The organism is Enterococcus sp. LJL99, assembly GCF_054871725.1.
In genome coordinates, this window is record NZ_JBTXLT010000001.1 from 580,659 (window position 1) to 592,394 (window position 11,736).

General features: G+C 35.4%; 10 protein-coding genes. 7 read left to right on the forward strand and 3 right to left on the reverse strand.

The window, feature by feature from the left end; genetic code table 11:
* Nucleotides 1–68 precede the first annotated feature (68 nt).
* The gene (locus tag ACYSNW_RS02855; RefSeq protein WP_461742925.1) at nucleotides 69–1,742 is read right to left on the reverse strand and encodes a peptide ABC transporter substrate-binding protein; all 1,674 of its coding nucleotides are present in this window, start codon (nucleotides 1,740–1,742) and stop codon (nucleotides 69–71) included.
* 507 nt (nucleotides 1,743–2,249) lie between these two features.
* On the opposite strand from ACYSNW_RS02855, the gene ACYSNW_RS02860 reads away from it, so the two are divergent.
* From ACYSNW_RS02860 to fni, 7 genes are all read left to right on the forward strand, one after another.
* Nucleotides 2,250–2,882: a pentapeptide repeat-containing protein gene (locus ACYSNW_RS02860; RefSeq protein WP_461742926.1), complete on the forward strand. Its 633-nt coding sequence runs from the start codon at nucleotides 2,250–2,252 to the stop codon at nucleotides 2,880–2,882.
* A gap of 682 nt (nucleotides 2,883–3,564) precedes the next feature.
* Complete coding sequence (locus tag ACYSNW_RS02865) at nucleotides 3,565–3,792, forward strand: hypothetical protein (RefSeq protein ID WP_461742927.1); 228 nt, start codon at nucleotides 3,565–3,567, stop codon at nucleotides 3,790–3,792.
* The gene (locus tag ACYSNW_RS02870; protein ID WP_461742928.1) at nucleotides 3,792–5,150 is read left to right on the forward strand and encodes a tripartite tricarboxylate transporter permease; all 1,359 of its coding nucleotides are present in this window, start codon (nucleotides 3,792–3,794) and stop codon (nucleotides 5,148–5,150) included. Before ACYSNW_RS02865 ends, ACYSNW_RS02870 begins: the two co-directional genes overlap by 1 nt.
* Nucleotides 5,151–5,164: 14 nt before the next feature.
* Complete coding sequence (mvk, locus tag ACYSNW_RS02875) at nucleotides 5,165–6,112, forward strand: mevalonate kinase (RefSeq protein WP_461742930.1); 948 nt, start codon at nucleotides 5,165–5,167, stop codon at nucleotides 6,110–6,112.
* Nucleotides 6,109–7,077 (forward strand): diphosphomevalonate decarboxylase, encoded by a 969-nt coding sequence (gene mvaD / locus ACYSNW_RS02880; RefSeq protein ID WP_461742931.1) that lies wholly within the window; start codon nucleotides 6,109–6,111, stop codon nucleotides 7,075–7,077. The genes mvk and mvaD overlap by 4 nt, the downstream gene beginning before the upstream one ends.
* Nucleotides 7,078–7,099: 22 nt before the next feature.
* Entirely contained in the window at nucleotides 7,100–8,197 is a 1,098-nt protein-coding gene (locus ACYSNW_RS02885) for a phosphomevalonate kinase (RefSeq protein WP_461742932.1), read from the forward strand.
* Entirely contained in the window at nucleotides 8,181–9,230 is a 1,050-nt protein-coding gene (gene fni, locus ACYSNW_RS02890; RefSeq protein WP_461742933.1) for a type 2 isopentenyl-diphosphate Delta-isomerase, read from the forward strand. Before ACYSNW_RS02885 ends, fni begins: the two co-directional genes overlap by 17 nt.
* A 49-nt stretch (nucleotides 9,231–9,279) precedes the next feature.
* Here fni and ACYSNW_RS02895 read toward each other — a convergent pair whose 3' ends face one another.
* Both ACYSNW_RS02895 and ACYSNW_RS02900 read right to left on the reverse strand, forming a co-directional pair.
* Nucleotides 9,280–10,143, reverse strand: a complete 864-nt coding sequence (locus ACYSNW_RS02895) for a VOC family protein (protein ID WP_461742934.1) — start codon at nucleotides 10,141–10,143, stop codon at nucleotides 9,280–9,282.
* Nucleotides 10,144–10,222: 79 nt separating this feature from the next.
* Nucleotides 10,223–11,398 carry an RtcB family protein gene (locus ACYSNW_RS02900; RefSeq protein WP_461742935.1) on the reverse strand — a complete coding sequence of 392 codons (1,176 nt, stop codon included), beginning with the start codon at nucleotides 11,396–11,398 and terminating at the stop codon, nucleotides 10,223–10,225.
* Nucleotides 11,399–11,736: the final 338 nt, after the last annotated feature.

An 11,736-nucleotide genomic window follows, 5' to 3' on the forward strand; every position in this document is an offset into this window, starting at 1 on the left:
GAGGACCTCTGCCTTTTTTAATAATTAAGAAGGCAGGGTCCTTTTTTGCTACTTACTACAGTTTTAGATTACTCTGAAATATATGTCCATTTGTAATCATATTGAGCACCTGCTGGATGAGCAACTACGCCTTTAACTTTATCCGCACGTAAATGAGCTTCCGCTTTTTGGTAAATTGGAATGACACCCATCTCACCCATGATCAATTTCTCAGCATTTACCATATCATCCCAACGTTTTTCAGGATCATTTGCATTTGTTGTTGAAGCTGAATCAATTAGTTTGTCATACTCAGGATTACTATAACGTCCGCGGTTATACGAAACTCCTGTTTTAAATAAATCTAAGAAACTACTTGGATCTGCGTAATCAGCACCCCAACCGCCGATAACAGTGCTGAAATCACCTTTATTCGAACGATCTAATCTAACTGAGAATGGTACTGGACTTACTGTTACTTTCACTCCATCTAAGGTATCTTGAATAGCTCCTTGGATATATTCAACTACTTTCTTAGAAGAATCTGTATCCGATGAAAGAATGTCCATATCTAGAGAAGTGATATTCAAATCTTTTTTAGCTTTTTCCCAATGTTCTTTTGCTTTTTCTTGATCATAAGAAAGTTTATCTTCAGCAGCAGCACTAAAATCTTCTTTCCCATCTGGACTTGTGCTCATTTCAGCTGGTACTAATCCTTGTGGTGCCACGGATCCATCGCCCAAAATTTGATTTGCTAATGCATCTCTGTCAATAGAATAAGAAATAGCTTTTCTTAAATCTGCATTTCTAAATGGTGATTTTTCATCAATTTGATTTAATTCAATATAATAAGTAGTTGCTTCTTTTTGAATCGCTAATTGCGGGTCGTTAGCAGCTTGTTGAGCAAGTTCACCAGTTAAAATTACGTCATCAGCTTGTCCATCTTGGAACAAGTTGTATGAAGTAGGTGCTTCTTTTACAACATTGACATTGATTTGATCTAACTGTACAGTATCAGCATCCCAATAATCTTTATTCTTTTTATACGTCCAGTTTGTATCCGTTCCTGGACCATCAAAATCAGCTAATACAAAAGGACCATTATAGACAGCATTATCACTATTTGCAGCATAATCTTTCCCATATTTCTCAACAATATCTTTTCTTTGTGGGAAGTATGATGGGAATGCTAACAAGTAATCAAAATAAGGTGTTGGTTTTTCTAGAGTAATTTCTAACTCATTATCATTTACCGCTTTGATCCCTAGTTCTGATTTATCTTTTTTCCCCTCAGCAATATCCGCACCGTTTTTCACAGCTGCAAACATATAAGCATATTCAGATGCCGTAGCAGGATCTACTGTACGTTGCCAACCATAAACATAGTCTTCTGCTTTAACAGGTTCGCCATCAGACCATTTAGCATCTTCATTTAATTTGATTGTGTAAGTTAAACCATCATCACTCGGTTTTACCACTTCTGCCGCTCCAGCAGCAATTGGTTTATTATCTTTATCTAAACGATATAGCCCTTCATATACATTGTTTAACGCTGAAAAACTAATTGTATCTGTCGCAACTGATAAATCAGCACTTGGCATTTCTTGTTGGACATTTACGTTGAAAATTTGTTCACCGCTCGCTTTGTCATTGGCCGTTTTACCACCGCCTGAATCGTCTGTTGACCCACCGTTACCACATGCAGCAAGTGATACACTAAATAAAGCAATTAACCCTAAAGCAAATGATTTTTTTAACTTCATCTTAATTCCTCCTATGGATTAAATCAGTATTTTCTGAAAACTCAGAATTTAATAATTATTAAAGCTATGAGGTATAGTGTACAATCATTAAATTAAAAAATCAAGAAATATCTTATTTTAATTTAATTTTCCTAGACACAAAATTAGATTTCTCTCATTAAAGGAAAATTTATATTTCAAAATGAATAGTTTTATTCAAAAATTTTAAAAGTACCTATTATCCCATGTCACTTAACCTATCATGCTACAATAGAGAAAAAAGAATGATTTGTCAAAAATTATCTCCTGAGTCAATAAAAAAACTAGAACTAAACTTAAATACCCTCTAATCCATTTGAATAATCCCTTCACTCTTTTTACTTGAAATTAACTTAAAAAGAACGGTTCTCTTTTGTTTTTTTTACGAAACCATTCTTTTTTTTAAGCTATAATAAGAATCAGTAACAGGTTATCAAATACAACTATCAATCAAACTATGTAATTATTATATATACGGAGGAAACTACTTTGAAAAATAAAAAACCATTGGGCCCAACTTTTACAGAGCTAAAAGAAAGAGACTTTCTTACTATGGAAGACGAAGGATTGATTGAAAATGTCTTAGTAAAAAACCAAACCCTCAGTCCTCAAGAAGCTAGAAACCTTTTCATCAATGAAACGACTTTAGAAAAAGTCACGATGACTCGTAGTCATTTAGAACAATTAGAAGTCAGCAATGTTCTTTTTGATCGCTGTGATTTCTCAAATTCCGAGTGGATGGGAGCAAGTCTTCATTCAGTCCACTTCAAACAATGCAAACTAACAGGAACTAATTTTGCTGAAAGCTACTTAAGGGATTGTTTTTTTGAAGATTGTATCATTGATTATGGTTCCTTTAGCTTTTCTAACCAAAAAATGGTGACCTTTGAAAATACTAGTTTGAAGCAAGCAGAATTTTTCGAAATGACTTGGAAGGATTTATATTTCTCAGACTGCGAACTTTCAGACAGTAATTGGTTCAATACAAGCTTAAAAGATTTGGATCTAACAAAAACAACATTTGACAAAATAGCTTTTTCACAAGAATTGTTACGCGGCCTAAAAGTTTCAACAGAACAAGCAATCATTATTGCTGTTGGCCTGGGTTTAATCGTTCAATAAATAATACTGTGAAAAAATCAAAGTTTATGACTCGTTCAAAATGATTTTTTCACAGATTTTTACGCTCTTTTTCAATAGTACTCTCCAATTCAACTAACATCACTTTATTATGTCGCTTTCTGATCCTTCTACCTTTTTTATGTCATTTTCTTATTAGTCACTATTCGTTTCTTTGCCTTTTTTGATTCAGCAGGACAAAATAAGTATTTTCTCATCTTAACTACTAGAAATTGATTTTTATGGGTGAAACTTCGTGCCATATTCAAGCTAAAATGAGCAATACACTCATCTTATTCATCAGAACATCTAATTTAATCCCTTCAAATTTTAAATTTTCCATAATCCATCTATTTTATTTCAATTACCCTAAGTTCTACTATTGATTATCAAGGCGATAAAAGAATTGCTAAAATTCCGATTGTTTTAGACTATTTATTCAAATTTCGGAATTGAAATTGGTTTTGTCTCAAGCTCACTTTCGCATGTTTTCTCAATACTCCCTAATTAGATATACTAATTTTTCTTTGCGCAAAATCTTATAAATTTCACTTCAACCGTTTTTTTGGTACACTAGTTAAGCTGAGAACAATTCTCAATAAGAATATTCTCTTAATTCTCAGTAATAAAATAGTTCAAAAATAGATGAATAAACGCACTTATAGCGTTATGAGGAGGAACATTGTTGAAAAAGAATCTTGTAGAGATTTGGGGCGATTTAGTTAATTTAAAAGACTTGATTGTATCGATCCTAATTTGCAGTACAACAACGATGAGTGGTTTCTTTTTAGCACCAAAAACCGACACAACAAAACAATTATTTTTCGGATTAGGCGGTGCTGTTTTGGGTTTTATTATCAGTACGATTTTAATCAAGCCAAAACGAATCGTGATTGAGGAGGAACAAAAATAATGGATTTTACTATACTTTTCCAAATGGTCTTAGCTGTTTTGGGCGCAATTGTTTTATATACTTTTATTGGCTTTATTCCAGGAACGGATGAAACATCTGTATTAATGCCAGTCACCTTGGCAGTGGTTTTGGCTGGCACAAAACCAATTGTTGTGTTAACTTTTTTTATCGCTGCCATCATTACCTTAAATTTGATGAATGCAATCCCTACCGCATTAGTAGGGTTACCTGGCGGCGTGATGTCAACACCGATGATCGAGCATGCACTATATTTGAAAGATCAGGGAATGGCTGCTACAAGCATTAAAAAAATGGCAACTGGTTCTGTGATTGGAACTTTAGTGGCAGTACCCATCAGTCTATTATTAGCAAATGTTTTGGCTCCCTTCTCTGAATCAGTAAAAGATTACGCCTCACTGCTTTTTGTTTTTGGTGCGATTTTTCTATCATTGATAGGTAAAAATAAAATTCTAGCATTGATCAGCATTATTCCTTTAGCGCTATTATTTCAAGGTTTACGCTATTTATATTGGGGAATTGGCGTTTTACCACAAGAAAAAAATGTCACGATTTCTTTCTTTTTGGGAATTACGATTGGCCCCTTAATTGTCTCATTACTTAGCTTACTAAATAAACAAACAAGGGAATCGCTACCTTTACACGAAAAAAAAGAAATTGTGTTGAATCAAGTGGATGAAAAAGAAGCACTTCGTCATCCTTTAAAAACAATCACTAAAAAAGAGGCTGGAACTAGTGCTGTTGTTTCTTTTTTATCTAATTTTCTATTTTTCTTAAGTCCAGTAGGATTAACCATCCTTTTTGGTGAAGCTGTTTCAAATAAAGAAAGAGATCCAGTCAAAAAGGCCAGTATGGCGATAACATCAATGAGCGCCTTATCACATGCTACTTATCTATCTGGTGTAATTATTCCTTTAGTCGCCTTAGGAATTCCTTTATCTCCAGTAGCAGTAGGACCAGCGAATGCTTTATTTAATGCACCACCTGTTTTTACGTTAGAGCATAACTTGCATCATTTATTAAGTCGTTCAGAATTTATTTACGCTATTGTTTTTGCCGCAGTAATTACATCGTTTATCACATATTATATTGCCATGAAATATGCGCGAAAAATGACTGCTTTCGTTTTAGAAAAAATTCCACATGAAGCCATTTTAGGTTTGTTTATTGGGTTTATTTTATTACTTGCGTATATGGATGCTGGATTTGTGAATATTTTTGGTGTTTTACTTGTAGGAATCGTCTGTGGTACGCTTAATAAGATGGGCGTTAATTATGGTGTTCAATTTATGATCCTTTATGCAGCTCCATGGATCGCTACTCATTTGATATTTAATTAGAAAGGTCGTTTACAATGCAAAAAAGAAAAATCGGACAAGGAATGGCATCTGGAAAAATTATTTTGATGGGTGAACATGCCGTTGTTTATGGTCAGCCAGCCATTGCCTTTCCTTTTAATGAAACAAATGTCATTACAACCGTAGAAAAAAATACTGAATTAACCCTTAACTGCCATTATTTCTCAGGAAAATTGGCGCAAGCTCCCGAAAGACTGGCTAGCATTAAAGAGACCGTTTTAAACGTACTAGAACAATTAAATCAATCAAACTGTCCCTTAGCCATAACCATAACAAGTACCATCCCTGCCGAAAGAGGGATGGGTTCTAGCGCGGCGGTGGCAGTGGCAACGATTCGCGCCTTATTTAATTACTACGACCATTCTTATACTCAGGAAGAATTATTGACATTCGTTGATTATGCTGAAAAAATTGCTCATGGAAATCCTAGTGGAATTGATGCAGCAGCAACGAGCGGCAAAGACCCGATCTTTTTTATCAAAGGAACCCCATTGAAAAACTTTCCCATGAATCTTACTGATACTTTTTTAATTATTGCGGATACCGGAATTAAAGGACAAACACGAGAAGCAGTCAGTGATGTAGCTGTTTTATTAGAAAAAGATAAACAACAAATCACTAAAAAAATAGCTGAATTGGGTCAATTGACTTTATTAGCAAAAACAGCCATTGAAAATAATGATGCCGAAAAACTTGGGATTCAAATGAGTTCTGCTCAAGCTATTTTAAGAAGTTTAACTGTCAGCAACCAACAACTGGATCGATTGATTGAAACCGCTATTCAACAAGGGGCTTTAGGCGCTAAATTAACTGGTGGTGGACGGGGCGGTTGTATGTTAGCCCTATCAAACTCAAAAAAACAAGCGTATCATATTTCACGAGAACTACAAAAAGCAGGAGCTATTTCAACTTGGATTCAACCATTAGGAGTGACGGATAAATGAATATGGGAAAAGCGCGTGCCTACACAAATATCGCTTTAATCAAATATTGGGGTAAAAGAGATGAGCAATTGATTCTACCAATGAATAGTAGCCTTTCCTTGACGTTAGATGCTTTTTATACAGAAACAAGTGTTTATTTTGATCCAAATTTAAAAAATGATCTTTTTTTCTTGAACGGACAACAGCAAGTCTTAAACAATAGTAAAATTAATACTTTTTTCAACTATATTCGTAAAGAGTATGGTGGTGGTTATGCTAGAATAGAAAGTACTAACTTCGTACCAACTGCTGCTGGATTAGCCTCTTCTGCTAGTGGATTTGCGGCGCTTGCAGGAGCTAGTGCCGCTGCATTAAAACTCAACTTATCTGACACAGAACTTTCACGATTAGCCCGGCATGGTTCTGGTTCGGCTTGTCGAAGTATCTTTGGCGGATTTTCAGAATGGCAAAAAGGAACCTCTGATCAAGACTCTTATGCGGTTCCTATTTTATCCAATGATTTTGAAAATGAGTTGGCTATGTTGTTTGTCCTAGTAGATAGCCGAGCGAAAGATATTTCTAGTCGTGACGGAATGAGACGAACGGTACAAACCTCTAGTTTTTATGATGGTTGGCTTAGTACAATTGATCAAGATCTTGTAGCCATAAAAAAGGCGATTGCTGAAAAAGATTTTCAAAAATTAGGCGAAATCACTGAAGCAAATAGTTTAAGAATGCATGGAACAACTTTAGCAGCTTCTCCTCCTTTTACTTATTGGGTTCCCGAAAGTTTAAAAGTGATGCAAATCATTCGCCAGCTTAGAAATGAAGGAATTCCTTGTTATACGACGATGGATGCAGGCCCTAATGTAAAAATTTTAGTTAAAAAAAGCGATTTAGCCGCTTTAAAAACGGTCCTGCTCAATGATTTTTCAGAAGAACAATTGATTACTGCTCACGCTGGTCCAGGAATTGCTATACTCTAAAAAGAAAGGTCGTGTACTACCCATGATAGAAGTCTCCACCCCAGGAAAATTATTTATTGCCGGCGAATATGCAGTTGTAGAAGCAGGACACCCTGCGATTATTGTCGCAGTCGATCAGTTCGTAACCGTCACTGTTGAATCGGCAAAACAAACTGGGAGTATTCATTCAGCACAGTATCGTTCGTTACCCATTCGTTGGACTAGAAAAAACAATGAACTAGTGTTAGATATTCGTGAAAACCCCTTTCACTATGTACTTGAGGCCATTCGATTAATTGAAAAATATGCACAAGAAAAAAAGCGGTCACTTTCTTTCTATCATTTAAAAGTAACCAGTGAACTGGACAATTCAAATGGACGAAAATATGGTTTAGGTTCAAGTGGTGCCGTCACAGTAGCTACGGTCAAAGCGTTGAATCAATTTTATCAGTTAAATTTAACCAATGAAGCTATTTTTAAACTTTCAGCTTTAGCACATTTAGCCGTTCAAGGAAATGGTTCTTGTGGAGATATTGCGGCTAGTTGTTATGGTGGTTGGGTTGCTTTTTCCACCTTTGATCACCAATGGGTCAAAGAACAGCAACAACAGCTGACCCTTGAACAATTATTACATACGACTTGGCCCAAATTAATGATTCAACCATTAGAAGTACCGAAAAAATTACGCCTTCTAATCGGTTGGACGGGAAGCCCAGCTTCCACTTCTGATTTGGTGGATCAAGTAAATAAGGCAAAAAGAACCCAACCTGCTGCTTATCAAGAATTTTTGCAAGCAAGTAAAGACTGTGTCGAAATAATGATTACAGGGTTTAAAACAAACGATATTTCACTGATTCAAAAACAAATTCAGCAAAATCGTAGTTTATTGCAAAAATTAGCAACTACCGCTAAAGTACCCATCGAGACGCCCGCTTTAAAGCAACTTTGTGATCTTGCTCAAACTTATGGTGGAGCAGCCAAATCTTCTGGGGCTGGTGGAGGTGATTGTGGTATTGTACTTTTCAAACAAAAGTCAGGTATCTTACCTTTAATGAGTGCTTGGGAGAAAGAAGGAATCATCCCATTACCATTACATGTATATTTTTACAGAAAGAAGGAAATCAATGAATCGAAAAGATGAGCATCTCTCTTTAGCCAAAGCATTTCATAAAGAAAAAAAGAATGATTTTGACCAAATCAGATTCGTTCACCATTCATTTTCGGAAGTTGATGAAAATGATATTGACCTTTCAACCAATTTTCTTGGCTTTTCTTTTAAATATCCATTTTATATCAATGCGATGACTGGCGGTAGCGAACGAGCAAAAGCGATTAATCAACAAATCGGAATCATTGCCAAAGAAACGGGGCTGATGACAGCGACTGGTTCAGTCAGTGCTGCACTCAAAAATCCTGAACTAGCCGACACTTATCAAATTATGCGGAAAGAAAATCCTAATGGTATTATTTTTGCCAATATTGGAGCTGGACTTTCACTCGAAGTGGCTCAAAAAGCAGTCGATCTAATCCAAGCAGATGGCTTACAAATTCATGTCAATATTCCACAAGAATTAGTTATGCCTGAAGGCGACCGAAGTTTTAATGGTTGGTTAGATTCTATTGAAGAAATCGTTGCTCGACTTTCTGTCCCAGTGATTGTCAAAGAAGTCGGCTTTGGTATGAGCAGCGAAACGATTGAACAACTGATTTGGCGAGGGGTTAAAGCCGTAGATGTTAGCGGTCAAGGTGGAACTAGCTTTACTCAAATTGAAAATGCGCGTCGAAAAAAACGAGAACTTAGCTTTTTAGATGATTGGGGACAATCAACAACTATTTCCTTATTAGAGTCTACAAATTGGCAACACGATTTGACTATCTTAGCGTCCGGTGGCATTCGGCACTCACTCGATATTGTCAAAGCACTTAGTCTAGGAGCAAAAGGTGTTGGCATTGCGGGAACTATTTTAAATCAATTAATGACAAATGGTGTCGACGAAACAATCCAACTGATTCATCAATGGGAAGAGGAATTAAAGTTACTTTATACGATGCTTGGAAAACAAAACACCTTAGCATTAAGCACCACCGATCTTATTTTCTCAAGCGAAATCAGCCATTGGTGTGAAAGTCGTGGAATTCCTTATCAAAGTTTCGCTAAAAGAAACGCCCATTAATAAAAAACTAGACGAGGCTAAAATTCTTCCAACCTCGTCTAGCTTATATTTATTTTTCTTCGTATGCTTTTCTTAAAGCTGCAATATCAATTTTTTTCATTTTATATAATTCTTGCATAACCCGATAAGATCGCTCACGATCCTCATAATCAAATAACTCTTCCATCTCTTTAGTTACCGTTTGCCAACAAACGCCATATTCATCTTCCATCCAACCACAAGGCCATTCTTTCCCTTTAGTTGTTACAGCATGCCATAGTCGATCGATTTCATTTTGATCCTTACAATAAACATAAAAAGATGTTGCCATTGAAAATGTAAATTGATGATCTTCTGAGCTGTCCATTACTCGAAATGGTTGTCCATGCATCGTAAACAATGCTTGTAGCACACTGCCATCTGAATTTTTTTCAATATAGTCAATCTTTCCTTCTCCGAAAACCTCAATCCATTGATTCATTGCTGCTTCTGCTTTACCAAATTGTTTTCCTGTAAATAAAAAACTTGGCGTAATTGATTGTGTGGTTCCAGATAAAATCAGTTGCCATGAAACGCCATACTGATCTTCCAACCAACCATATTTTTCACTAAAAGGATAGCGCCCGTACTCCATCAAAACCTGTCCATTTTGGCTTAGTTTTTCCCATAACTGATCAATTTGCGCTTCCGTTTCACATTCCACAAACAAAGAAATAGCTGGTGTAAAAGAAAATTCAGGCCCGCCATTTAATAAAATTACTTCTTGATCAGCAAGCGTCAATGCAATAGTCAGAATAGATCCTTCTGGTTGGTGTTCACTATCAACATAATAATCCGTTCGACCGATACGACTATTCTCAAATGAATTTACATAAAAATTAGCCGCTTCTACAACTTTTCCATCAAACCACAAACAAGGCGAAAATTTAGTCATTCTACTCATCCTTTCTTTTTAGCAAGTTTTATATTTGTTACTTTCTATTATATAGAATCCCTTGCGTTTACGAAAAGATTTACCCTTTAAAATTATACAGTGGTTTAATAATTTCTTGAACCTCTGCAGTTTCCTTGATGTCTTCCAGTAATTGTTTCATTGATTTATAGGCTTTAGGTGCCTCATCAATTGTTTTTTTAGAAACCGAGGTGGTCCAAACATTTCTCATTACTCGTTGATAACTTTCTAGACTAATTCTCGCTTTTGCCTGTGAACGGCTCAGTTGGCGTCCAGCACCATGAGGACCAGAATAATTCCACTCAGCATTTCCTTTGCCGATAGCTAAAATACTACCATCTTTCATATTTAAAGGAATAATCATCTTCTCTCCCTTTTGCGCTGATGCTGCTCCTTTTCTTAAAAGCTTATGTTCTAAATCAATATAATTATGGGGACAATCAAACTGATCAATAACTGCTTTTTTCCATTTCATTCCTTTTAAAATAATCTCTGCCATCAATTGACGATTTTCAGCTGCATAAGCTTGAGCAATTTTCATGTCCGTTAAATAGTTTTCAAGATCTTGTTCTGTTACATAAGATAGCTCATAAGAAACTTTTATTTCTTCTCTCAATCGAGAGAATTGCTCTGCTTCGTCTATATTGCCTTTTGCTTTGGCATTTTTCAGTGCTATCTTCAATTCTTTTCTTTGTTGTGATAATTTTTGATAAGCGACCTCTTGGTGATATTCAGCAATTTCTTTACCTAATATGCGACTTCCACTATGAATAACCAAGTAATAACCTGATTGACCTTCAGCGATTTCAATAAAATGATTCCCACCACCTAATGTGCCTAAACTACGTAAAGCCCATCCTTTATGGATTGGTGCATGGATCTTTCCCAATTCAAATTCATGCAAACTTTTATCGTGCGTATGATTACCACTAGGAATTTTAGTCCGAATCACCCGATCCAATTTATCAAAATTAGTTTTAATCGACTTGTTTAATTGAACCACATAAACTCCACAACCAATATCGACACCAACTAAATTGGGAACTACCTTATCTTTGATTGTCATTGTCGTTCCAATAACACAACCTGTTCCAGTATGTGTATCAGGCATGATCCGAATTTTACTTTCCTTAAAATACGCTTGATTGCATAAAGACATAATTTGTCCAATCGTACTATCTTCCACATTATCTGTATAAACAATGGCGTCATTATATTTTCCTTTAATTGTTAACATTTATTTCCTCATCTCTTTCATGTATGTTGAAGATGGTAAAAAATCACTTTATTCTAAAAATAATTTTTATCATTTTCACTCTGTCTATTCAGAACATGAAACAAATGTTATTGCCTCATATTCCATTTTTACTTCTTTCTTCTTTTCCTTTTCCTTTTCCACTCATTGGAAACACCTCCATTAATCTATCAAAAATCTCTAAATCAAAAAAGCAGAAACAAAACTAGAAATCAGTTTTGCTTCCGCCTATAGTCTAACTAAATTTGAAAAAGAGTACATTTAAAATAACCAAGAAATTTTTCTTAATTATTTTCATACCTTAAAATCTTTTTCAATTA